Annotated in this window: 22 protein-coding genes and 1 tRNA gene; 11 read left to right on the top strand and 12 right to left on the bottom strand. The window is 54.5% G+C overall.

The window, feature by feature from the left end:
• The first annotated feature begins 17 nt into the window (after positions 1–17).
• From uvrB to SWE17_RS04190, 10 genes are all read left to right on the top strand, one after another.
• Positions 18–2126 (top strand): excinuclease ABC subunit UvrB, encoded by a 2109-nt coding sequence (uvrB, locus tag SWE17_RS04145; RefSeq protein WP_416234965.1) that lies wholly within the window; start codon positions 18–20, stop codon positions 2124–2126.
• A 121-nt stretch (positions 2127–2247) separates the two neighbouring features.
• The gene (gene iscR / locus SWE17_RS04150) at positions 2248–2784 is read left to right on the top strand and encodes a Fe-S cluster assembly transcriptional regulator IscR (RefSeq protein ID WP_100117564.1); all 537 of its coding nucleotides are present in this window, start codon (positions 2248–2250) and stop codon (positions 2782–2784) included.
• A 20-nt stretch (positions 2785–2804) separates the two neighbouring features.
• Complete coding sequence (locus SWE17_RS04155) at positions 2805–4022, top strand: IscS subfamily cysteine desulfurase (RefSeq protein WP_322991859.1); 1218 nt, start codon at positions 2805–2807, stop codon at positions 4020–4022.
• A 32-nt stretch (positions 4023–4054) separates the two neighbouring features.
• Positions 4055–4441, top strand: a complete 387-nt coding sequence (gene iscU / locus SWE17_RS04160) for a Fe-S cluster assembly scaffold IscU (protein ID WP_062405706.1) — start codon at positions 4055–4057, stop codon at positions 4439–4441.
• A 1-nt stretch (position 4442) separates the two neighbouring features.
• On the top strand, positions 4443–4766 hold the full coding sequence (gene iscA, locus SWE17_RS04165) for an iron-sulfur cluster assembly protein IscA (protein WP_019425275.1): 324 nt from the start codon (positions 4443–4445) through the stop codon (positions 4764–4766).
• Positions 4767–4780: 14 nt separating this feature from the next.
• On the top strand, positions 4781–5296 hold the full coding sequence (hscB, locus tag SWE17_RS04170) for a Fe-S protein assembly co-chaperone HscB (RefSeq protein ID WP_322991934.1): 516 nt from the start codon (positions 4781–4783) through the stop codon (positions 5294–5296).
• 16 nt (positions 5297–5312) lie between these two features.
• Complete coding sequence (gene hscA, locus SWE17_RS04175; protein WP_322991860.1) at positions 5313–7178, top strand: Fe-S protein assembly chaperone HscA; 1866 nt, start codon at positions 5313–5315, stop codon at positions 7176–7178.
• Between the two features lie 34 nt (positions 7179–7212).
• Positions 7213–7551 (top strand): ISC system 2Fe-2S type ferredoxin, encoded by a 339-nt coding sequence (gene fdx / locus SWE17_RS04180; RefSeq protein WP_090047093.1) that lies wholly within the window; start codon positions 7213–7215, stop codon positions 7549–7551.
• Positions 7552–7567: 16 nt separating this feature from the next.
• On the top strand, positions 7568–8278 hold the full coding sequence (dnaQ, locus tag SWE17_RS04185; RefSeq protein WP_322991861.1) for a DNA polymerase III subunit epsilon: 711 nt from the start codon (positions 7568–7570) through the stop codon (positions 8276–8278).
• A 106-nt stretch (positions 8279–8384) separates the two neighbouring features.
• Positions 8385–8459 (top strand) — tRNA-Val (locus SWE17_RS04190).
• Between the two features lie 468 nt (positions 8460–8927).
• Here the strand turns inward: SWE17_RS04190 and SWE17_RS04195 are convergent.
• The 5 genes from SWE17_RS04195 to SWE17_RS04215 all read right to left on the bottom strand — a co-directional run bounded on the left by SWE17_RS04195 (position 8928) and on the right by SWE17_RS04215 (position 13830).
• Positions 8928–9626 (bottom strand): DUF4145 domain-containing protein, encoded by a 699-nt coding sequence (locus SWE17_RS04195; protein WP_322991862.1) that lies wholly within the window; start codon positions 9624–9626, stop codon positions 8928–8930.
• Between the two features lie 63 nt (positions 9627–9689).
• Positions 9690–10265, bottom strand: a complete 576-nt coding sequence (locus tag SWE17_RS04200) for a hypothetical protein (protein ID WP_322991863.1) — start codon at positions 10263–10265, stop codon at positions 9690–9692.
• A 301-nt stretch (positions 10266–10566) separates the two neighbouring features.
• A complete protein-coding gene (locus tag SWE17_RS04205) occupies positions 10567–11916 on the bottom strand; it encodes a hypothetical protein (protein ID WP_100117556.1) in 1350 nt (449 codons plus the stop codon).
• A gap of 153 nt (positions 11917–12069) precedes the next feature.
• Positions 12070–12711 (bottom strand): hypothetical protein, encoded by a 642-nt coding sequence (locus SWE17_RS04210; protein WP_322991864.1) that lies wholly within the window; start codon positions 12709–12711, stop codon positions 12070–12072.
• Between the two features lie 75 nt (positions 12712–12786).
• On the bottom strand, positions 12787–13830 hold the full coding sequence (locus SWE17_RS04215; protein ID WP_322991865.1) for a hypothetical protein: 1044 nt from the start codon (positions 13828–13830) through the stop codon (positions 12787–12789).
• Positions 13831–13946: 116 nt separating this feature from the next.
• On the opposite strand from SWE17_RS04215, the gene SWE17_RS04220 reads away from it, so the two are divergent.
• Complete coding sequence (locus tag SWE17_RS04220) at positions 13947–14690, top strand: hypothetical protein (protein WP_322991866.1); 744 nt, start codon at positions 13947–13949, stop codon at positions 14688–14690.
• A 591-nt stretch (positions 14691–15281) separates the two neighbouring features.
• On the opposite strand, the gene SWE17_RS04225 is transcribed toward SWE17_RS04220, so the two are convergent.
• From SWE17_RS04225 to SWE17_RS04255, 7 genes are all read right to left on the bottom strand, one after another.
• Positions 15282–15707 carry a BLUF domain-containing protein gene (locus SWE17_RS04225; RefSeq protein ID WP_322991867.1) on the bottom strand — a complete coding sequence of 142 codons (426 nt, stop codon included), beginning with the start codon at positions 15705–15707 and terminating at the stop codon, positions 15282–15284.
• Between the two features lie 307 nt (positions 15708–16014).
• Positions 16015–17100, bottom strand: coding sequence for a Gfo/Idh/MocA family oxidoreductase (locus SWE17_RS04230; RefSeq protein ID WP_322991868.1), 1086 nt, complete (start codon positions 17098–17100; stop codon positions 16015–16017).
• Between the two features lie 13 nt (positions 17101–17113).
• Positions 17114–18532 carry a Re/Si-specific NAD(P)(+) transhydrogenase subunit beta gene (pntB, locus tag SWE17_RS04235; protein ID WP_322991869.1) on the bottom strand — a complete coding sequence of 473 codons (1419 nt, stop codon included), beginning with the start codon at positions 18530–18532 and terminating at the stop codon, positions 17114–17116.
• A 17-nt stretch (positions 18533–18549) separates the two neighbouring features.
• Complete coding sequence (locus SWE17_RS04240) at positions 18550–20175, bottom strand: Re/Si-specific NAD(P)(+) transhydrogenase subunit alpha (protein WP_322991870.1); 1626 nt, start codon at positions 20173–20175, stop codon at positions 18550–18552.
• A 29-nt stretch (positions 20176–20204) separates the two neighbouring features.
• Positions 20205–20678: a CBS domain-containing protein gene (locus SWE17_RS04245; protein WP_322991871.1), complete on the bottom strand. Its 474-nt coding sequence runs from the start codon at positions 20676–20678 to the stop codon at positions 20205–20207.
• An 82-nt stretch (positions 20679–20760) separates the two neighbouring features.
• The gene (locus tag SWE17_RS04250) at positions 20761–22476 is read right to left on the bottom strand and encodes an IlvD/Edd family dehydratase (RefSeq protein ID WP_322991872.1); all 1716 of its coding nucleotides are present in this window, start codon (positions 22474–22476) and stop codon (positions 20761–20763) included.
• A gap of 90 nt (positions 22477–22566) precedes the next feature.
• Complete coding sequence (locus SWE17_RS04255) at positions 22567–24030, bottom strand: NAD-dependent succinate-semialdehyde dehydrogenase (protein ID WP_322991873.1); 1464 nt, start codon at positions 24028–24030, stop codon at positions 22567–22569.
• Positions 24031–24049 lie beyond the last annotated feature (19 nt).

Consider the following 24049-nt stretch of genomic DNA (forward strand, 5'->3'; position numbering starts at 1 on the left):
AGTCCACCGTGTCTGAAATCCCAGTTCTTGAAGTTGTGCCTGACGCTGACCCCTACGCTGCGGGCCAATTCATCAGCTACCCTGGTTCGCCTTTCGAGCTTTACCAGCCGTACCCGCCTGCGGGAGACCAGCCTGTGGCGATTGAACAGTTGGTCGAGGGGGTGAACGACGGCGAGGTGTTCCAGACTTTGCTGGGCGTGACGGGCTCGGGTAAGACTTTCACCATGGCCAATGTGATCGCTCAGGTGGGCCGTCCGGCCATTGTGTTCGCGCCCAACAAAACATTGGCGGCGCAGCTCTACAGTGAGTTCCGTGAGTTTTTCCCTAAAAACGCGGTCGAGTACTTCGTCAGCTATTACGACTACTACCAGCCTGAGGCCTATGTGCCCCAGCGCGATTTGTTCATTGAAAAAGACAGCGCGATCAATGAGCACATCGAGCAGATGCGACTGTCGTGTACCAAAAGCATCATGGAGCGGCGTGATGTGGTGATCGTGGCCACGGTATCTGCCATTTACGGCATTGGTGAGCCTGAGAGTTACCACCGCATGATCATGACGCTGCGCACGGGCGATAAGCTGGGCCAACGCGATGTGATCGCGCAGCTGATCCGCATGCAGTACCAGCGCAACGACATGGAATTCAGCCGAGGTAAATTCCGTGTTCGCGGCGACACCATTGACGTGTTCCCGGCCGAACATTCTGAGCTGGCCATCCGCATCGAGCTGTTCGACGACGAGATCGAGAGCTTGCAGCTGTTTGATCCGCTCACAGGGCGCATTCGCCAAAAGATTCCGCGCTTCACTGTTTACCCTTCTAGCCACTATGTGACGCCGCGCGACAAGGTACTGGCGGCGGTGGAAACCATCAAGGTCGAATTGGCCCAGCGCCTGAAGGAGTTGGTGGGGATGGGCAAGTTGGTGGAAGCCCAGCGATTGGAGCAGCGCACCCGGTTTGACCTGGAAATGCTGTCCGAAGTGGGGCACTGCAAGGGCATTGAAAACTACACCCGACACTTGTCTGGTGCCGCCCCGGGCGATGCACCCAGCACGCTCACCGACTACATGCCACCCGATGCCATCATGTTCTTGGACGAGAGTCACCAAATGATTGGCCAGCTCAACGCCATGTACAACGGCGACCGGGCCCGCAAGACCACCTTGGTGGAATACGGCTTTCGACTGCCCAGTGCCTTGGACAACCGCCCCCTCAAGTTTGAGGAGTTTGAGAAACGCATGCGCCAGTGCATCTTTGTTTCGGCCACGCCCGCCGACTACGAAAAAACGCATGCGGGCAAAGTGGTGGAACAGGTGGTCAGGCCGACGGGCTTGGTTGATCCTGAGGTGGAAGTGCGGCCTGCTACCCACCAAGTGGACGACGTGCTGCAGGAAATCCGAATCCGGGTGGACAAGCACGAGCGCGTGCTGATCACCACGCTGACCAAGCGCATGGCGGAGCAGCTCACCGATTACCTGAGCGACAACGGTGTGAAGGTGCGCTACCTGCACAGCGATGTGGACACGGTGGAGCGGGTGGAAATTTTGCGTGACTTGCGCCTGGGGGCGTTTGACGTGCTGGTGGGCATCAACTTGCTGCGCGAGGGCTTGGACATTCCAGAGGTGTCGCTGGTGGCCATTTTGGATGCGGACAAAGAGGGTTTCTTACGCTCCGAACGGAGTTTGATCCAGACCATCGGCCGAGCGGCCCGAAATCTGAATGGCCGCGCCATTTTGTATGCCGACCGTGTGACCGAGTCGATGAAAAAAGCCATGGGCGAGACCGAGCGCCGACGTATCAAGCAGGTGGCGCACAACGAGGCCATGGGCATCACGCCCAAGAGCATTGTCAAAAAAGTGAAAGACCTGATCGACGGCGTTTACAGCGAGAAGTCGGGCAAAGAGGCCGAACGCTTGGAACAAGCCGCGATGCAGCGGGCCAAGGTGGAAGACATGAGCGAGAAAGACATCGCTCGGGCCATCAAACAGCTGGAAAAGCAAATGATGGAGCACGCGCGCAACCTGGAGTTCGAGAAAGCCGCTCAGGTACGCGACCAGTTGACCATTTTGAAAGAGCAGGCCTTTGGCGCTACGGGTGGGGACAACATCGTGCCCCTGATCCGGGCCTGAGAATGAAGCCAATGCCCCTTTAACCCGAGTGTTTTAATCGGGTTTGCTTTATACTTGACTTGCTTAGTCGGGAACTCCTTGTTCCCCTGACCCAGCAACCCCCTCACTTCAGGAGTCTGCCATGCGTTTAACCACCAAAGGCCGTTTCGCCGTCACAGCCATGATCGATCTGGCCTTGCGCCAAGATGCGGGCCCTGTGACCTTGGCCGCCATCAGCCAGCGCCAACAGATTTCACTGTCTTATTTAGAGCAGTTGTTTGGCAAGCTTCGCCGCCACAACCTGGTCGAGTCCACCCGCGGGCCTGGCGGCGGTTACACCTTGGGCCGCAAATCGACTGAAATCACGGTGGCCGACATCATTTTGTCGGTGGACGAGCCCATCGATGCCACCCACTGCGGCGGCAAGGAAAACTGCAACGGCGGTGAAGGCCGTTGCATGACACACGACCTTTGGGCTTCATTGAATTCCAAAATGGTCGAGTTCCTCGATTCCGTTTCCCTGCAAAAGTTGGTGGACGACCAATTGGCCAAAGGCCTGGTCGTTGAAAACAAACCCAGCATCAAGCGGGCCATCGCCCCCATGCCGATCAGCCAACCGATCCGCGTGAATGTGCCCAACTCGGTGTTCGACCTGGGCAATATGTTCGCCAAATCCTGATTCCTGAAGAAGAACAGACCATGACCACACCTCATTTCCCCATCTATCTTGATTACGGCGCCACCAACCCTTGCGATCCCCGTGTGGTGGACGCCATCGTGCCTTGGTTGCGTGAGCACTTTGGCAACCCCGCATCCCGCAGCCACGCCTGGGGCTGGGAAGCCGAAGCCGCCGTTGAAACAGCCCGCGAGCAAGTGGCTGACCTGATCGGTGCCGACCCCCGCGAAATCGTCTGGACCAGCGGTGCCACCGAATCCAACAACCTGGCCATCAAGGGCGCAGCGAACTTCTACAAGTCACGCGGTAAGCACCTGATCACCGTGAAGACCGAACACAAAGCCGTGCTGGACACTATGCGTGAGCTGGAGCGTCAGGGTTTTGAAGTCACTTACCTCGACGTGCAGGCCGATGGCTTGCTGAACATGGATGCGCTCAAAGCCGCCATCCGCCCCGACACCGTCCTGATCAGCGTGATGTTCGTGAATAACGAAATCGGCGTGATCCAGGACGTGACCGCCATTGGCAACCTGTGCCGCGAAAAAGGCATCGTCTTCCACGTCGATGCCGCGCAAGCCACGGGCAAGGTCGAGATCGACATGACCCAACTGCCCATCGATTTGATGAGCTTGGCCTCGCACAAAACCTACGGCCCCAAAGGCATTGGCGCTTTGTATGTGCGCCGCAAGCCCCGTATTCGCTTGGAAGCGCAAATGCACGGCGGCGGTCACGAGCGCGGCATGCGCTCGGGCACTTTGCCCACCCACCAGTGCGTCGGCATGGGCGAAGCGTTCCGCATCGCCAAGCTGGAAATGGCCCAGGACAACGCCAAAGCGCGTGCCTTGCACGACCGACTGATCAACGGCCTGAGCGACATGGAGCAGGTGTTTTTGAACGGCCACGCCACCCAGCGCGTGCCGCACAACATCAACATGAGCTTCAACTTCGTCGAAGGCGAGTCGCTCATCATGGGCATCAAGGGCTTGGCGGTATCGTCCGGCTCGGCCTGCACCTCGGCCAGCCTGGAGCCCAGCTATGTGCTGCGCGCCCTGGGCCGCAGCGACGAATTGGCCCACAGCAGCCTGCGCATGACGATTGGCCGCTGGACCACCGAAGAAGACATCGACTACGCGATCCAGACCATCCGCGAGAACGTGGCCAAGCTGCGCGATCTCAGCCCCCTGTGGGAAATGCACAAGGATGGCATCGATCTGAGCACCATCCAGTGGGCTGCCCACTGAGTTCACATTGACCTGAATACGGAGAAAACACCATGGCTTATTCTGAAAAAGTGGTTGACCACTACGAAAACCCCCGCAACGTGGGCTCTTTTGACAAGGGCGACGACAGCGTGGGCACCGGCATGGTCGGTGCGCCAGCTTGCGGCGACGTGATGAAGTTGCAGATCAAGGTCAACCCGACCACCGGCGTGATCGAAGACGCACGCTTCAAAACCTACGGCTGCGGCTCGGCCATCGCCTCCAGCTCGCTCGTGACAGAGTGGGTCAAGGGCAAGACACTCGACGAAGCAGCTGCTCTGAAGAACAGCCAAATCGCCGAAGAGCTGGCGCTGCCGCCCGTCAAGATCCACTGCTCCATCTTGGCCGAAGACGCCATCAAGGCCGCAGTGGACGACTACAAAAAGAAACACCTGAACTGACATGGCCATCTCACTGTCTGCCGCCGCTGCGCGGCATGTGACCCGGTACCTGGCCAAGCGTGGCTCGGGTGTCGGTGTGCGCCTGGGCGTCAAGACCACGGGTTGTTCGGGCTTGGCTTACAAGCTCGAGTACGTGGACGAGATCGCCCCGGAAGACGTGGTCTTTGAAGGTCACGGCGTCAAGGTGCTGGTGGACCCTAAAAGCCTGGCCTACATCGACGGTACCGAACTCGACTTCGTGCGCGAAGGCCTGAACGAGGGCTTCCGCTTCAACAACCCCAACGAGCGTGACCGCTGCGGTTGCGGTGAGTCGTTCCGCGTTTGAGTTTTGAGTGCGTGATCTCTCTCCAAGCCAACGACTTTGAGCTGTTTGATGTGCCTGCGCGCTTCGAGCAAGACCGCGCACAACTCGACACCCGTTGGAAAGCCCTGCAGCGCGAAGCCCACCCCGACCGCTTTGCCGTCGAAGGCGCTGCCGCCCAACGCGTGGCCTTGCAGTGGTCGGTGCGCATCAACGAGGCGTACCAGCGGCTGAAAGACCCACTCAAACGGGCTGCCTATTTGTGCGAGCTGCAAGGCGCACCTGTCCAAGCCGAAAACAACACCGCCATGCCTGCTGCCTTCCTCATGCAGCAAATGGAATGGCGTGAAAACCTCGACGACACCGAATCCGCAGCAGGACTGGAAGCGTTGGCGGATGAAGTAACCGCCGAGCAGCGCCGAGTGCAGCAAGAACTGGCCCGCTTGCTCGACGAGGTGCAAGACCCTCTGCAGGCTGTGGGGCAGGTGAGGGCGCTGATGTTCATCGAGCGGTTCACGCAAGAAGTGAACGCTAAACTCGACCGATTGACCTGAATTTTCCCGATTGACCATGGCCTTACTGCAGATTTCCGAACCGGGCCAGTCGCCCGACCCGCACCAACGCCGCATCGCGGTGGGCATTGACCTGGGCACCACACACTCGCTGGTGGCTTCGGTGCGCAGCGGCGTGGCCGAATGCCTGCCCGATGACGAGGGCCGGGTGATCCTGCCTTCTGTTGTGCGCTTCATGCCTGGGCAAGGCCGCCAAATTGGTTTTGACGCTGTGGCGTCTGCCGCTTCCGATCCGGTCAACACCATCGCCTCGGTCAAGCGCTTCATGGGCCGTGGCTTGAACGACATCGCCGACCGCAGCAAATTGCCTTACGAGTTCACCGCCAGTGATCAAGGCATGCTCAGCATCCAAACGGTGCAAGGCCCCAAGTCGCCCGTGGAGGTGAGCGCCGAAATTTTGGCCACCCTGCGTTACCGCGCTGAGGACACCTTTAACGACGACCTCTACGGCGCCGTCATCACAGTGCCTGCTTACTTTGACGATGCCCAACGCCAGGCCACCAAAGACGCCGCGCAATTGGCGGGCTTGAATGTGCTGCGCCTGATCAACGAACCAACGGCTGCGGCGATTGCCTACGGCCTCGACAACGCGAGCGAAGGCGTTTATGCCGTGTTTGATCTGGGTGGCGGCACTTTCGATATTTCCATCCTGCGCCTGACGCAAGGCGTGTTCGAGGTATTGTCCACCGGTGGCGATTCAGCCCTGGGCGGCGACGATTACGACCAAGCCTTGGCCGACTTCGCGCTAGCCCAACAACCCGACTTGCAAGCCGTTACGGCCGAAGACAAGACCCGGCTCAAGGCGGCAGCCCGTGCGGCCAAAGAAACCTTGACCAGCGCAGACGCCGCCAGCTTGGATGTGGCTTTGTCCACTGGCGCTTTGTCGGTGCAGCTCAGCCGCGCCGATTTCGAGCAGGCCACCCAGGCCCTCACGGCCCGCTGTATCACCGCCGTGCGCAAAGCCCTGCGCGATGCGCAATTGGCCAAAGACGATGTGCAAGGCGTGGTCATGGTAGGCGGCTCCACCCGCATGCCGCAAATCCAGCTAGCCGTGGCCGACTTTTTTGGACAAGCCCCCCTCAACAACCTCAACCCCGACGAAGTCGTGGCCTTGGGTGCAGCCATTCAAGCCAACCAGCTGGCGGGCAACAACGCCGCAGGCGAGTTGCTGTTGCTCGATGTGATTCCGCTGTCGCTGGGCATCGAGACCATGGGCGGCTTGGTCGAGCGCATCGTCCCGCGCAACCAGACCATCCCCACCGCCATGGCGCAGGACTTCACCACCTACCAAGACGGACAAACCGCGCTGGCGCTGCATGTGGTGCAGGGCGAGCGCGACCTGGTGCAAGACTGCCGCAGCTTGGCCCGCTTTGAGCTGCGTGGCATCCCGCCCATGGCCGCAGGCGCGGCCCGCATCCGCGTGACCTTCACGGTCGATGCAGACGGTCTGCTGAATGTGGGTGCCAAAGAACAAATCAGCGGCGTGGAAGCCCGCATCGACGTCAAGCCCTCGTATGGCCTGAGCGACGACCAGATCGCCACCATGCTGCAAGAAAGCTTCACCACGGCGCAAGCCGACATGAAGGCGCGCGCCTTGGTCGAAGCACGGGTGGATGCCGACCGCATGCTGCTGGCCACCCGCAGCGCCTTGCAAGCCGATGGCCATTTGCTTCAACCCGACGAACGCCGCGCCATTGATGCGCTCATGGCCACGCTGCAAGCGTCGGTACACAGCGAGCAAGATGCCAAAGCCCTGGAAGACTGCACCCAAGCACTGGCCAAGGGCACCGAAGCCTTTGCCGCCGAACGCATGAACCACAGCATCCAGAAAGCGCTGGCCGGTCAAAACATCCAATCCATGTAATCGCACGCACTGGCCCTGAATTCAGAAGACTCTTATGCCCGTCATCAAAATCCTGCCCCACCCTGAGTACTGCCCACAAGGCGCAGAAATCACCGCGCCCGCTGGCACCAGCATCTGCGAGGCTTTGCTGGACAACCACATCAACATCGAGCACGCCTGCGACATGAGCGCGGCTTGCACCACCTGCCATGTGGTGGTGCGCGAAGGCTTCAAAACCCTCAATGAGATGGAAGAAACCGAAGAAGACCTGCTGGACCGCGCTTGGGGTCTGGAGCCCAACTCTCGCCTGAGCTGCCAGGCTTTTGTCGCCAAAAGTGATCTGGTCATCGAGATCCCGCGCTACACCATCAACCACGCCAAAGAACTGCACTGAGCGAAAGCGAGCAAGCATGCGCCAAATCGTTCTGGACACTGAAACCACGGGCCTCTCGGCCGAAGGCGGCGACCGCATCATCGAGCTGGGCTGCGTCGAGCTTTTTGCCCGCAAGCTCACGGGTAACAACCTTCATTTCTACTTCAACCCCGAACGCGACAGCCACGAAGACGCGCTCAAGGTGCACGGCATCAGCAACGAATTCTTGCGAGACAAGCCCAAGTTTGAGCAGTTGACCGATGAAATTCTGGATTACCTGGCCGATGCGGAACTGATCATCCACAACGCCGCTTTTGACATCGGCTTTTTGAACAAGGAACTCGAGCGCGTCGGCAAAAAGCCTTTGAAGGCTTATGTCAGTGGCGTGATCGACACCTTGGTCATGGCCAAAGAGATGTTCCCCGGCAAGCGCAACAGCCTCGATGCCTTGTGCGATCGGCTGGAAGTGGACAACTCCGGCCGCACCTTGCACGGCGCTTTGCTCGACGCCGAATTGCTGGCCGATGTCTACATCAACATGACGCGAGGCCAGGAAGCCTTGTTGATTGATGCGGGCGACGCACCTGCGGACACGCAGTCGGTCATGGTCCAGGTGGATTTGAGCACCTACGTCCTGCCGGTCTTGCCTGCCAATGCCCAAGAACTCGCCGCTCATGACGAGGTTTTGATCCAGCTTGACAAATCGAGCGGTGGGAAAACCGTGTGGCGACAAGCTCAGCGCGCTTGAATCGCTTTGTCTGGAGAAGGTCCCTATGAGCAGCGATTTTTCAACGGTTCATGCCAAATTGGGCCTGATTTTCGTGTCATAATTGCGCTCTTCGCCAAACGGCGTAGGGCGATTAGCTCAGGGGTAGAGCACTGCATTCACACTGCAGGGGTCGCAAGTTCGAAACTTGCATCGCCCACCAAAAATTCCCAATGAAATCAAGCACTTAGAGGAAACTCTAAGTGTTTTTTCTTATGTTCAAAGTAGTATGGTCCGGGTTTACTACTTCTCATAGATTTTTCGATGTCTTTTCATAGATTTCGGAACAGTCAAACAAGCCTAATTCAATCTGTTCTCAGTGACGCCAGCATGGTGTCAATGCGGCCTTGCTTTTTGCCTCTGCGCAGACGCAGCTAACGCTGTGCTCAGCTTGAAAAAAACGCTACGTTTGTTTTGAAATGAGTCCAGCTACTTGGCCCAGCGAACCCAAGAAAAAACGCGCTGTAGGGCTTTTTTGAGCGCCGCACGGGTGCCAGCTGCAAAAGAGCACTGCATTACGCAGGCTTTGCGCGCAAGAAGTCGCTAAAGGCTGGGAGCCATTTAACGGCTGGGTCTTGGACCGCCGCTGAGCCTAAGGGATAGCGTAGACCGGGGTGGCACTTCAGGTTAGCTACACCTGCGATGTGGGCGGTGCTTTCTTAGCGGCGGCAGCTGCCATGACTGCCTCCATTCGAGCACGACGCTCTTCGCGCGCCACATACCACTCGCGCAGCAAAGTCTCAACCAGACCGATCAGGTGATCAGCTTCGTCGGGGTCAACATCAATGATCACGTTGATGTCTTTTTCCATGTGTGCGCCGATGTTGCCTAGCTGACGAACAGCAGTAATCGCATCCCACGTGATTGAGTCCACCTTATCTCTGATGGCATCAATTTCATCTACAAGGCGACCAGGTTTGACCTCCCAGAAATCACGGATGATTCCCTGAAGACACCTGCGAGATAGAGTGGCAGAGGCTTTAGGACTCAGCTTCCTGATCAGACAGGATTCCTTGTAATCATCCAAGATGACCTGGGGGATATAGCTTGGGAAGGTCTTGGCGGACGAGCTTGGCACCAAGTCCCAACTCTCCGTTTTCCTGACGATTTTTTCTCGTCCAGAATGCGCCTCTGAAATGCTAGTGTGTAAAGACGCTGTGAGAGTGAACTTTTCGCACTGAGGGTTCGGACAGACAATAAACTTGGAAAGTAGTGTTCGACGCCCCACCGCATTTTCAATTCGAAGAGTGTGAGCATCAGATGAGTGTCGGCTATCCGAAATAGTGACCGCATGTTCGCAATGTGGGCAAATCCAGTTGAAATCCGTCATAACTACTCCAATTCATTTGCCGCACCTGAGTAAGTTCAGGTGCACATTGATATCAAGCAAGGCTCAACGCTTCCCAGCGCGAATCTCTTTGGCAATACGGTCACACTCCGCCTGGGCAGCACGAAATTCCTTGTCCGCAGCGTCAAACTCGTCGAGTGAATCCTCAGTCGGTAAGCCACTGCCGCGCGGCAACCATTGCTCGTTCATACCAAGCATGGCTTCTTGCCGACGGTGAAAGGCTTGGTCCAGCCGCAACAGCGCTCGGTGCTCTTCATTCCGCCTTTTGAGCATTTCGAGTTCTCCCATGAGGTCCCTATTGGATTCAGCACCACTGCCATCAACAACTCCAGAAATTCGTCCTTCCTGAATGGCGCTGATCGTCCGTTCATTGGATTCAATCATGCGCATGAGACTGGCGGGGTATGCGGCGCGAAACTCCAAAGCCCTCAGAACAGGTGCGGGCGGCCTGCCATCGCCAGCACACCAGCTTCTCATTGTGCGTTCATCAACGTTGAGATACTTGGCTGCGGAACGTTGGCTCAGGTTTGCTGCTTTTAGCAGAAATCTGAGCTCTTCGGCGGTTGCGTGAGCGTTGTCAGAAAGGGATGCCGTGATCGGCAAATCGCGATTTGCATACATAAAAATCCTTGTAAGTTACCGGTTTTGATTGGCACGCCACTTAGGCTGCGGGACAATTTTATCGTCACCATTTTCTTTTGGCAAACAAGCCCGCCCGGTTGCGCGGGCTACAGGACTGAAATTACGCTTGCCGGCATGGACTCGGGCACATGGAGCGCAACAGCAAACGACACCGACTACAAGCCACCACGGCACCGCACTCTGCCCATCTTGCCGTCAATCACGCCGATTGCCTATCAACGACCGTCTTCCGTACTGCTAGGACAGCAATCGCTGCCTAGCAGTCGTCAACTCTGATCCGTTATTCCCAAGGCCGTGGCCGCCGCTTGCTCTGTAGTTCACCCACGTTCATTTCACCCTGCAGTGGTGCAGCGTAGAAGCGGTCAATCATTTCTGGGCTGGTTCGTGCATTGCGAGCCAGGGTCAATGTGTCCACCGTTCGACCGAACATCAATCGGAACATGATGCTGCTGTGACGCAGGCTGTACAAGGTACGGGTTTCGCCAGCAGTACTCAGCTTCAAGCCTGTGACTTCCAGCACAATTTCAAACTGCCTTGCCAGCAGTTTCATTGCGTTGTCGCGTGATGCCGCTTCGGGCATGAATACATAGTCCTCGGGGTGGATGTCACGACCAAGTTCAAGCACCTGACGACGCCTTATGCGTTCATAAACTTTCACAGCCCATGGCATGGTGGTGATGGGAAAAGTGTGCCCCTTGCTGGGTGGCAGGCTGAGGCGCAAGTAAGTCCATTCCCGTCGAATGATCTCCACATGCTTGTGCTGCATGTTGCGGATGTCAGTAGGGCGGATGTAGCTGTTGACCATGAACACGATCAGGTCTGCCAAGTCCTTGGTCATCTCTATACGCTTGATCAAGCGATCAGCAGGTCCCAACTTGCCACCAGGCTCGCAAAAGTAGGAACCCTTGGTTTCTTCTGAATGTGCTCGCCACTCGACTTTCTTGCCAGCCAGTTTTTTGGCCACCTTGGTAATTTCTTTGTATTCGCCCACGTTGAACCAGCCTCGGGGCTTGTCCTCAATGCCCACCTTGGGAAACTCTGGGATGTGTTGGATGAAACTGTGCCGGGCGGCGTGTTGCAAAACTTTGCGCGTGAGACCCATGTAAGCACCCAGTGTTGAAACACTGAGCTTAGGCACTTGGTTGGACAGCTTCTGCAAAAACTCATCCAGCATCTTGTAGTTGATGCTGAGCACATCCGTTTGACCGAAAAAGGGCAGTATGTGTTTGTCGTAGCGCAGTTGCATGTTGTCGTAACTAATCTTTGATAACTGGCTGCGGTTCAGTTTGGCCAGTTCACTGTCCATCAGCATCTTGGTGGCCTTGGCGAAAGTCACAACCTCTGCTGCGTTGACTTCGATTGGCAAGCCTTCAAAGTTCCCACCACGAATGCGTATGGTTATGTCGTCGTAAAAGCGCTTGGCCGCTTCCAATGCATCACGCTTGATTTCGGTCTTAGTGGTGCGTTTGAAGATGTGGCTCTCGGCGTAATACCTGACCCACCAGTAGCTGGAAGCCGGAATTTTGAAAATCACCAGTTTGCGTGGGTAGCCTGGAATTCGCGTGATGGTTTCCTTGATGGGCACAGACCTGTGCCGTTCGTGTGAGTCGGGTTCAATGGCGCGTGGCATGTCAATTTCTCTGCTGTATTCATGAAGTTTGTTTTCTGAGCAGCTGGCCAGTCAACCTAAAAGCGGCAGGGCTCCGGTTGATCTGTGGCTTTTAGACGATCAATCGCTTTGGGACTAGTCCTGCAAATTCGACTGCTATTTGCAGGACAAAAATCACACAGTTTCAGTCTCATCTTCAGGTTCGGCGGAAGATGCTTTCTTGAAAGGTGAGGCGACCTTCCATCGGTTTGACTCGTACCAATCAAGAATGGCTTTTTCGATGATGGCCAGTTGCGCATCACCGTAGCCTTCAAGTAAGTTGTTCAACGATGTCACATCAGGCTGCAAAAGGGTCATATCTGTGAACCCCTTTTCAACAGCAGTGTCCCTTTGATCCTCAAGGGTTCGGGACATGTATTGAACCGACTGAATCATTGAATGGATTTCATAAAAATGATCGATGAGATTGGCCAATTGATCAAAATTCTGCTCAGTCAGATTGAAGCCTTCAATGACTTCAGCGTCGTACTGAAGTTTCATAAACAGGTTGGAATGAACTTCGGCCACAGTAATCAAAAAATCTGAGCTGCGAAAATCTGATTGCTTCTTTCCTGTCTTTTCTATTCGGGCAACAATGCCCAGCAGGTCTGTTAGCCGATGAATGCTGTTGGAGAAGTTGCCTCTGCTCTTGTAGTACCTGCCGTCTGGAATCGACAAGATCCTTTTCAGATCTTTCAACTTGGGAAGCTCGGTGTCAAAGTGGGCCTTCATCAAGATCACAGTGGCTTTGCCACGGGGTCCTAAAAATTCGCTCATTGGGTTCTCCTGGTTTTATTTCAAGTTGGGCGGATTGATCCCCAGACCCTGATCGGCTGGGGATCAGGCTTGCAGTTAAAACATGGCTTCTTTAACCGTCACGCCAGCGACGTTTGCATTCATAGGCGCATTGATCATGGCTTCTGGCTGCACAGTTGAGTTGAGGGCAGGCAGTCCCGCAGGCTGATAACCCTTGTCACCCGGTTGCATGCCCCAACCGGAGGTGATGCCCCATTTCTCGCGCAGCACATCCAGTTTGTCTTCCATGCTTTTCAAGTCGTCAGAAAGGCTGGCTTCAGCCACCATGGCGAGGATCTGGGTTTCCATTGCTTCATTGAGCCGGATAAAGCGAACCACACGGCGCTCGTGTCCCATGGGGTTCACGCATACTGCGAATTCAAAGGTGCCTTCCTTTTTGCCTTCGCCCACGGTGTTGAGCACGAACTTGTCCTCCACCTGAACCACGGTGTCTGCAACCTTGGCATTGGCCAGTAAGATTTTGCGCAGCAGTTTGGTCTTGGCCTCCTTGTGTTCCTTCACAGCCTTGGCTGTGCCTGCGTCCTCCTTGGTGGCTGTGATCTTGGCAATGCCACCCCGGTCCTTGATGTAACCAGGCAATTCAGTGGCGTCCAAGTTTTCCTCGTACGCCACCTGCAGAACCTTCGAGTAGTTGTAGGCTGTTTGGCGATCGGTAGGCAGGATAAAGCGCAACACCGTGGTGATCCAAGGTGTGTTGATCTGGGTCTTGATGTCGTGCTCGCTTTCCAGCCGATCGCGCATGCGCTGCAGGATGTGATCTTTCAAAACGGATTCATTGATTTGCAGCGCATAGCTGTAGATGGCACCCAGCAGTGCGTACAACTCTTTTGTGCCGCGCACCACATAGGTCTCAACGTACTGATTGTTCATCTTGGCCAGGTTCTGGGCCTGACCCAGGATCATGTCCACCTGCACTTCGTTGGCGCTTTTGTCACTGGGCCGGCGCTTGTCTGAGCCACCTAAGGCGCGGTTCATCAACAGGCCAAAGGAAAACTCATCCACTGGTGTGGTGGTTGCCGGGGTGTCGACGGGTGCCCCATTTGCTGCGGGCGGGGTGATGTTTGTGTTTTCTAAGTTCATTTCAAACTCCTGTTAAATTTCATAACCATGGGTTCCGTCGACCAGGATTGGTGCGACAAGCTGAGGTTAGGTTTTGGGCCAGGGAGTTAGTTCCTTTTTTCGAGGGGTTCGAAAAAATGAAGTTGGAAACTCAGATATCTGCTAATGGCGGAAAGCCATTTATGCAGACGATGGATACGGGCGCTGTTTCCGCCGATGGGAGCGAACCGTTCATCTATGGCGGCTATCTGGAAGCTTGGTTCCGATGTCTGAAGTTGTCCAAGCAATACATCCACAACTGCCGCACGGGACTTTTTGGATCACAAGGTGCGGCGAACACTTTCAAGCTCTTTGGATGTCTGGAGCATTTCACGCTACGTGAGTGGTGGCACGAACGCGGTTGCCAAAACTTTGGGCGTAGCATGGCCACATTCAAAGTGCGCTTGATTGTGGCTCAGCGCAAAACATCCAGTTGCCGGATTACGCTAGATGTCGATGACGAACCACCTACGGAACTGGTGGGCGATGAGGTCAGTTTTCTGGTTCAGCAGATGAGACTGCTTCAAGCTCAAAGTGGAATGCTTTCCTCAGCACCCAGGGCGTGGTCTATCTACAAAAGCCGCATAACACCTGAGGCCATTAAGCTACACCTTGATGTGCTTGAGGTACATGACACCGTTAAGCGCAACGCCCCAAGTACCAAGTTGTGGCGAATTGGTGAGCAGATGCGCTTAAATCCCAAGGCTATGACCAGATCTGGAGACACGCCTAACGAGCAAACAGCGAAGCACATCACCATGGGTCAAACTGTCAGCGAGATGGTCAGGAAGGGGCAGGGCTTGGTGGCAAACGCTTGCGAGGGTGTTTTTCCAAGGTACTAAACTAAGCGCAACTTGAAATATTGAGGTTGCCTTTCGGTCAAGAGCGATTACCCAGAGTGGTTTCTCTGCCGGCCGCTTTAGGCTGGTAGCGGACATCCCCATGCTGTGGGTGATGCATAACCGGTCGTTCGCTATGCAATGCATCCAGTGACCGGTCTAAAGCCCACAGCGGTCAGAACTGAAAAGACGACTTGAATGAATAGGGGAAGGATTGCTTGTGACATGGTTCATGTTGCTACCAATCCATTGCTGTCATTGAATTCTGGTCTGTTAATTCGCAATTGCCTAGTTTTAGCACACGTTAGGGAGAGTCTTCATGCTCAGTATCAGCTGTACTGAGGGTCCTGACCACGGAATTTACCTATACCAGTATGCCATCGCCACCACGGCAAACCTGTCCCCACAGTGCAACCTTTAGATTACTGGAAGGCAAAGGCCGAGATCGATTCCTGAAAAATCCACCAGGCCTGTCACTGGAAGGTTGAAGTTGAGAATTCAAGCGATTTTCTATTTGGAGGAAAGTTTATCTTCAAAGGTGAAGTGTTTCAATTCTCGTCAAACCTACTCGCAGCTAAAAGTTAAATTTGTAAATCAAGACGCACTATGGAAAAATTTTAAAAGTTTCAACCCCTCAACATTTGACTGCTGAAATTTAGCTGGATTGAAAGTTTCTTCACCTAAACGTGCATGCCCAGGTAGATCTGATAGCGTTTCATCATTGATATTTTTGAAACCCATTGCCCACTCGCTAAACATACGATTTTCTATCGTACCTGCACCAAGTACTAACACAGTATGATGTCGTTTATCCCTTCTTATTTTATCATAAATAAACTCAACTTCACTTTTATCTCCCTCCAGCATCTGAATAAAATGACCACTTTTCCCTTCGCTTGAGTACCGATAAATCAATAAACCTGTGAGGGACTTTGAGCTATTCCAGTTTCGACTCTTAAGCAGTAACTCCTCCAGTTCAGAGGTGTCCATAGGATTTTCTGCTTGACTGACGTAAATCATGTAATACATTTTTTCATTTTTCCAAATCTAAATTGTTGAATTCGGCAATGCACGTTTGCAGCAATAAAAGTCAGAGGTTGGCTTTTCTTGTAAAAAACACCCATACGCACACCTGTCAAGCAAAAAGATCATCTTGGCAAAATAGATGTGCATAGCTCTAACTCATCGAAATAAATGACTACTAGAAAACATTAAAATTCTCAATACTCCGCGAGATATACGAAGTTGCTTATTGAATTAAAAATGCCCACATTATAGCCCATCATGACAAAACTAATATTGCCCTAATCAAGCAACATAAGTCAAACTAAGCATTAGGGTCAGCAAGCACCTCTGAAAGTTGGACACGGCGACCCTCACGTGCTGAAATTATACCGGCGCGAATAACACCCAGTGAACGAGTGGCATATTCCCCACCTGTTTCTGGGGTTCCATGACCACGGACTGCCGCCGCGAACTCATCAAGCTCATCAACAAAAGTATCGTTTTTAGTGAAGGGAATCACATCGGACTTGTCACTACCACGCTTGATGAAGCGTAAGCCGCCTTGTAGGTCGTAATAAGCACTTGCCTCTTTGCCGTAAATATTCATCACATAATTTTCGGTTGCCGAGGCGTAACTCGCATTAACAGTCGAAAGCGCACCGTTCTCATGTTGTAACAACAAAGACGCAACATCGGGATTATCACCTGGCAAAACCAATTGCGCCGCTTGCCCGCTAACTGCCACAATTGGACCCATAAGATATTCAAGCACGTCAACATAGTGCACGCCAATTTGCAGCATTACGCCCCCTGGCATGCCCTCTGCTTGATAACGCCATGAAGTCAAATCTATCTTCCCCAATCTGTCTCGGCTTATATTGGCCTCTGCGTTGACCAGTTTGCCAAACACACCTGCATCGATCTGCTTCTTGATCCATCGAAACTGGCTTTCTCTTCGGCGTTGGTAACCAAGAGCCAAAACAACCCCTGCTTTGCGACATGCTTCGGTGATGGCGCGTCCCTCGGCCAGGGTGTTCGCAATCGGTTTATCAAGAAACACATGCTTACCCGCTTCAGCGGCTTGACGGGTGGTTTCCAAGTGAACGTTGTTTGGCGTTGTATTGATGATGGCATCGATTGAAGGGTCTGAAAGGATAGCTTCGTAACTGCTGGCTGTATCGCAGCCGTACTTTGCCGCAAACGCTAAGCGCTTTTCTTCTGAACGTGTGTAGCAGGTTCGAATGACAAACTTATCCGAACGCTTCATGGCATCGGCCAGAACGTCGGACCACCAGCCCATTCCGAGGCAGGCAACGTTGATAGGTGCATATGACATCAGTTTTTCTCCAGTTGTGAAAATAAAATTAGATTCTTTAAAAGTAAAAAGTGCTTCGGTTGAGCAACTCAAGGGGAAGATCGCTTCAGCTTCGCAGAGAGTTCAACACCTCGTCCAGCATCTTCTTCGCATCGCCAAACAACATGCGGTTGTTGTCTTTGTAAAACAGCGGGTTGTCCACGCCCGCGTAGCCGCTGGCCATGGAGCGCTTCATCACAATGCTGGTGCGGGCTTTCCAGACTTCGAGCACCGGCATGCCGGCAATCGGGCTGGTCGGGTCGTCTTGTGCAGCGGGGTTCACGATGTCGTTGGCACCGATCACGATGGCCACGTCGGTGTCCGGGAAGTCGTCGTTGAGTTCGTCCATCTCAAACACGATGTCGTAAGGCACTTTGGCCTCGGCCAGCAAGACGTTCATGTGGCCTGGCATGCGCCCCGCCACAGGGTGGATGCCAAAGCGCACATTCACGCCTTTGTCGCGCAGTGTCTTGGTGATTTCAAACACCGTGTGCTGGGCTTGCGCCACGGCCATGCCGTAGCCCGGCACGATGATCACGTTCTTGGCCTCGCGCAACATCTCGGCGGTCTCGGCAGCCAAGATGGGGCTTACTTCACCTTGCGGCTCGGCCGCTTCACCCGTGGGCTTGGGCGCTGCTGCCGTGGTGCCAAAGCCCCCGGCGATCACGCTGATGAAGCTGCGGTTCATGGCGTTGCACATGATGTACGACAAAATCGCGCCGCTGGAGCCCACCAAAGCACCGATCACGATCAGCAAGTCGTTGGAGAGCATGAAGCCCGTGGCCGCTGCGGCCCAGCCGGAATAGCTGTTGAGCATGGATACCACCACCGGCATGTCGGCGCCACCAATGGCCATGACCATGTGGATGCCAAACAGCAAAGCGATGGCAGTCATGATGAACAAGGGCACCATGCCGTCTTGCACCGTGTGGGCGTTCATGAACTCACGGCCAAAGTAAATGACCGCGATCAAACCCACCAGATTCAGCCAGTGGCGGGCGGGCAGCAACAAGGGGCTGCCGCCGATGCGGCCGGACAACTTACCAAACGCGGCCACCGAACCTGAGAAGGTCACCGCGCCGATGAAGATGCCGATGTAGATTTCACCCGCGTGGATGGCGTGCGCAGCGCTGTCCAAGTTCTTGGACGCTTCTGGGTCCACATACGTGGCGTAACCCACCAACGCCGCGGCCATGCCGACCATGCTGTGCATCAGCGCCACGAGTTCGGGCATTTGTGTCATCTGCACTTTGCGTGCAGCGTACAAACCAATGAGTGCGCCCACCAGCACGGAGCCCACGATCATGGGAATGCCTTCGGCCGTGACTTGTGGGCCAAAGATGGTGGCCAGCATGGCCAGGCTCATACCGATCATGCCGTAAAGGTTGCCGCGCCGTGCGGTTTCCTGGTTGGACAAACCACCCAGGCTCAAGATAAAAAGAATGGTCGCGCCGATGTAGGCGACCGTTGCAAGACTTGCAGACATTCAGGTTCTCCTTCTTCTTATTTTCTGAACATGGCCAGCATGCGCTGGGTGACAGCAAAGCCGCCAAACATGTTGATGGCCGTCAGCACCAGCGCCAAAGCGGCCAAGATGGCGATCAGCGTGTTGGGTCGCCCAGCTGCAGCCAAAGGCGAGATCTGCACCAGCGCACCAATGGCGATGATGGAACTGATCGCGTTGGTCACGCTCATGAGCGGGGTGTGCAAAGCGGGCTTGACGTTCCAGACCACCATGTAACCCACAAAGCAGGCCAACACAAACACCGTGAAGTGCGACAGGAAAGCCGCAGGCGCATAGGCACCCACCAGCACCAGCAGCACAGCAGCCACCGCCGAAACGATCAGCAACTGGCCCACCGGCATAGGGCCCGAGGGCTCGCCATGGCCATGGCCTTTTTTGGCGGCAGGCGCGGCAGCAGGCTTGGGGGCGGGCTTGGGGGCCACTACCAAAGGCGGGGCGGGCCAGGTGATTTCACCGTTCTTGATGACCGTCAGGCCCCGAATCGCGTCGTCTTCCATGTTGACGTTGATCACGCCGTCTTTAGTCTTGCACAGCTCTTCGGTCAAGCGGAACAGGTTCGTGCCGTACAGGGTGGACGACTGACGCGCCATGCGCGAAGCCAGGTCGGTGTAACCGACGATGGTCACACCGTGCTTGACCACGGCTTTGCCGGGTTCTGTCAATTCGCAGTTGCCGCCTTGCTCGGCGGCCATGTCCACGATCACGCTGCCAGGCTTCATGCTTTGCACCATCTCGGCGGTGATCAGCTTGGGCGCGGGTTTGCCGGGGATCAGCGCGGTGGTGATGATGATGTCGCACTCTTTGGCCTGCTTGGCGTACATCTCGCGCTGCGCGGCTTGGAAGCCTTCGCTCATGACCTTGGCGTAACCGCCGCCGCCCGAGCCTTCTTCTTCGTAATCCACCTTGACGAATTCACCGCCCAGCGACACGACCTGATCGGCCACTTCGGCGCGGGTGTCGTTGGCACGCACGATGGCGCCCAAGCTCGCGGCCGCGCCAATGGCGGCCAAACCGGCCACACCGGCTCCAGCAATGAACACTTTGGCGGGAGGCACTTTGCCTGCGGCCGTGATCTGACCATTGAAGAAACGGCCAAAGGCGTTGGCAGACTCCACCACCGCACGGTAACCACTGACACCGGCCATCGAGGTCAGCGCATCCATTTTCTGGGCGCGGCTCAATGTGCGGGGCAAGGCGTCAATCGACAGCGCGGTGACCTTCTTGGCGGCCAGCTGCTGCATCAAATCAGGGTTTTGAGCAGGCCACAAAAAGCCAATCAGGGTCTGGCCTTCGTGCATCAGCGCCACTTCGTCGGCGGTGGGGGCACGCACCTTGAAGACGATGTCGCTGCCACTCCACAGGGCTGCTGCGTTGGGGGCAATGGTCGCACCGGCTTCCACAAAAGACGCATCAGACAGGTCGGCAAGCTCCCCTGCGCCCTGCTCGACCACCACGGCAAAGCCGAGCTTGATCAGCTTGGTCACCGCATCGGGAACCGTGGCCACCCGCTTTTCACCGGGGAAAATCTCTTTGGGTACGCCGATGCGCTGGGGTTTAGCAAGCTTGCCTTCAACTTTTGAAGTTTCAATTTGAGAAAATGTCATCTGCCAATATCCGTATTTTTTCTAAATATTTAAAAATATGACCGATAAAGAGGCCAGTCACCAATGTAGTGTTTGAGCATCTTGTTTTCACTCTCTTGCTCTGCAAACACGCTACGAGCAACATCATGAAAAGACAAGACACCAATCAACTTGCTGTTGTCGATAACTGGGATGTAACGCTGATGGTGGCTAATCATGAGAGCTCTAAGGTCGTTCAACTCGACATCAGGTGTTGTACAAATTGGCGTGGGATTCATCACATCACTGACTTTGAGGTCTGCGACTGGTGGCGTTGGTCCAGAACGCAATTCTCTTTGTCGCTGGGCAAGTACAAGAATTACCTCACGAAAAGTTAACAGCCCAACCACCGTGTTGTCTTCCCTAACAACCAAAGATCCTATGTCTTCATCCGCCATTGTGATGACACATTCGGAAAGCAAGGTATCCGGATTGACGGTCAATGGACTCCGTTCCTTCGATTTGAGAATGTCGATTACTTTCATTGCCAACTCCTTTTTTCAACAGATGACCATCACTGTTAAGAGTGATTAGAGATTTCTAAAATAAATATTCGGGTAAGTTATTTCACTTCGATTTGTCCGCTGCTCGCAAGAAATCAAAGTCACATCCCGCATTTGCTTGCATGACATGGTCTTGGTAAAGCTTTGCGTAGCCACGCTGAGCCAAAACAGGTCTGGCAGGTAACTGCTCGCGCCTGAGGGCCAGTTCTGCCTCATCAACCAGAAGATCAATACGACGCTCCTTCACAGAAAGTCGTATCCGATCACCATTGCGCACCAAGGCGAGCGGCCCACCGGCAGCAGCTTCTGGCGTTACATGCAAAACAATGGTTCCAAATGCCGTACCGCTCATACGAGCGTCTGAGATGCGCACCATGTCCTTCACACCTGCTACGGCCAACTTCTTTGGAATCGGTAAGTAACCTGCTTCTGGCATACCGGAACCGCTTGTTGGTCCCGCATTTTGCAAAACCATGATGTCGTCGGCTGTGATGTCAAGGTCTGGATCGTCCACCCGCTCAGACAAGTCTTGTAAAGAGGTGAAAACCACTGCACGCGCTTCTTTTTCAAACAAAGTTTTATCGGCTGCAGAGCGCTTCAAGATTGCGCCGCCTGGTGCTAAAGAACCAAAAAGCGCTACCAAACCACCAACAGGTTCAATTGGATTGGACGCTTTACGGACTACCTGGTGATCGGCCCATTCACCTTTCTCAGCAGCCAAGCGCTCACCCAAGGTTTCACCCGTGACAGTGAGTGTGTCCAAATGCAACAATGGCTTTAACTCTCGCAATAAGGCGCTCATACCTCCTGCAGCATAAAAATCCTCCATGTACATACCGCCCGTCGGCTTTAAATCGACAAGCACAGGCGTACTGTCACTGAGTATGTTGAGCAACTCAAGTGAAACAGGAATGTTCAGTCGACCAGCAATGGCAGTGAGGTGAATGATCGCGTTGGTGCTGCCACCTAAAGCCAACAATACGCGCAATGCGTTGTGCACCGACTTAGGTGTAATGATTTGACTTGGCTTTATGGGGTTGTGAATCAATCGCACTGCCATTTCACCACTAGCCTCTGCTGCTCTCAACCGATCGGCATGAACAGCAGGAATTGCGGCTGTACCCGGAAGCGACATTCCGAGCGCTTCAGCAATGCAGGCCATGGTGCTGGCGGTACCCATAACAGCGCAAGTTCCGGCAGTAGTAGCGAGCCGACCTTCAACAATATCGATCGTCTTACGATCTATTTTTCCTGCACGATAGCTGCCCCAAAATCGACGGCAATCAGTACAAGCACCCAAGCGCTCGCCCTCGTGTCTGCCAGTCATCATGGGCCCTGTAACAAGCTGGATCGCAGGCACATCGGCAGCAGCAGCGCCCATCAGTTGAGCTGGAACTGTTTTGTCGCAACCACCGATTAGGACAACGGAATCCATCGGTTGAGCACGTACCATTTCTTCGACATCCATGCTCATCAAATTTCGAAACATCAAACTGGTTGGATTGAGAAAAACCTCACCCAAAGAAATTGTCGGAAATTCAATTGGCAATCCCCCGGCGGCGAGCACTCCTCTTTTAACTGCTTCGACCAACTCAGGCATGGCTCGGTGGCAGTTGTTGAAACCTGATCCACTGGAAGCTATACCCACGACCGGACGCTCAAGCATTGCTGTCGAATAGCCCATGGACTTTATAAAACTACGGCGCAAATAAAGTGCAAATGCCCGATCACCATAGTTAGTGAGGCCACGGGCAATACCGTGTTCAGAAATATCTGTCATTTTTGGATCCTAAAGGACTTGGTAAACATGCAATTTGGGTTCAAAAATTTATGTAAAACCGTTAGCGGATTCAAATCCGAAACTGTCTTTTTACAAACGAGTTTTGATGTACTTGGCTTCCAGATAGTCGCGTATACCCAACGCTCCACCCTCGCGCCCCATTCCACTGTCTTTGGTGCCACCAAAAGGCATTTCTGCGCTGGCGATGGCCAACTCGTTGATCCCAACCATGCCAGCCTCAATCGCCTCGCTGGCTAATGTGGCCGTTTTCAATGAACGCGTAAACAAATACGATGCCAAACCATAGGGTGTGGCATTGGCCAGTGCGATGGCTTCATCAAAGCTGGAAAAAGATGCAATGGGTGCAACTGGGGCAAAAGGTTCGTCCTGCATGATCCGCGCTATTTGCGGGACGTCAGCCAACACAGTAGGCGCTAAGTAATAGCCCTTCGAACCCAAACCTTGAGGACGCTGTCCACCAGCGGCCAAACGCGCACCGCAGTCAAGGGCGTTAGCAATCAACGACTGTGCGTGCACTAGGCCACGCCTGTTAGCCAAGGGCCCGACATCAGTATCAGCTGCGAAGCCTGGCCCCACCTTTAAAGAGCGTGCGACCTCTGCAAATCGCTCGGTAAATCGAGCATAACCACTCTCATGAACAAAAAAACGTGAAGGCGACGCACACACTTGTCCACAATTGCGATATTTAAAACGCGCACATTGCTCCGCTGCAAGGTCAATGTCCGCGTCTTCGAAAACCAAAACGGGGGCGTGTCCACCAAGCTCCATCGATACTCGCTTGATACCCTCAGCGGCCAAATGAAGCATTTTCCGACCGACTGAGGAAGAACCAGTTAAGGTAATTTTGGCCACTTTGGGCGAGCTAGCTAGAACTTCTGAAATGAAGCCTGAGTCGCCCGTGACCAAGTTGACCACGCCGGGAGGAAAACCTGCATCATGAATAGCTTGCACTAGCGCCATGCAACTTCCCGCAGCCTCACTAGCAGGCTTAACAACCACCGTACAGCCCGCTCCTAAAGCAGCAGCAATTTTTCGTGCTGGCAACAACGCAGGAAAGTTCCAAGCAGAGAAAGCAGCCACCACGCCGACTGGCTCAAACCGAACTTGCATGCGCACTTCGGGCATACGCGCTTGAAAGGTCTGCCCGTAAATGCGCTGCGTTTCACCTGCATACCAATCAAATTGGTCTGCAGCATCGTTCAATTCACCACGAGCCTGAGCAAATGGCTTACCAGTCTCGGATGACATCAGACGCGCATTTTCATCAGCGCGCTCACGTATCAAGCTAGCTGTGCGATGCATCAGGCTTGCACGATCCCAAGGCGAAGTGTTTCTCCAAGAACGAAATGCGTCATGTGCAGCATCCACCGCCAAATCCAGGTCAGCTCGTACTGCGACGGGAATATGGCCAATAACTTCTTCGTTGGTTGGGTCGATAACCTCACGCAAAGCACCACCGGTAGCTGCTTGCCACTGTCCATTGATAAACAAGCCGTAGGCACTGTACAAACCTAAATCTTCACGTTTCATCATGAGTTCTTTCAACTTCGAT

It is taken from the genome of Limnohabitans sp., from assembly GCF_034680285.1.
Taxonomy (GTDB): domain Bacteria; phylum Pseudomonadota; class Gammaproteobacteria; order Burkholderiales; family Burkholderiaceae_C; genus Limnohabitans_A.